The organism is Heliobacterium chlorum, from assembly GCF_014502795.1.
GTDB lineage: Bacteria > Bacillota > Desulfitobacteriia > Heliobacteriales > Heliobacteriaceae > Heliobacterium > Heliobacterium chlorum.
Genome location: NZ_JACVHF010000203.1, coordinates 1 through 337, shown reverse-complemented (window position 1 = coordinate 337; position 337 = coordinate 1). Strand labels below are relative to the sequence as shown.

The window sequence follows — 337 nt, the reverse complement described above, 5'->3', positions numbered from 1 at the left end:
AATCGCATTCTCCACCGCCACACACAGATCATGTGCCTGCGACAGCGGCAGTTCACCAGGCAGTTCCAGGTGCAACTGGACGAACCAGCGCGTGCCGGAAACCCGCGTGCGGAAGTCATGGCAACCATGTACCCCAGGCACTTCGCAGACCAGTTGCTGCATCTGTTCGCTGATCTCCGGCGACAGCTCGGTATCCATCAGCACGGCCCCGGCCTCGCGAACGATGCTGATCGCGCTCCAGAAGATGTAGAAGGCGATGGCGATGCCGAACAACGCGTCGGTACGCTCCCAGCCAAAGCTGGCGAGGACCAGCGCGAGCAGGATGCTGGTATTGAGC

1 protein-coding gene is annotated in these 337 nt (G+C 61.4%); it reads right to left on the bottom strand.

The window, feature by feature from the left end; genetic code table 11:
• On the bottom strand, positions 1-337 hold a 337-nt coding region (locus H1S01_RS21020; RefSeq protein ID WP_279287059.1), incomplete at both ends, for a cation diffusion facilitator family transporter.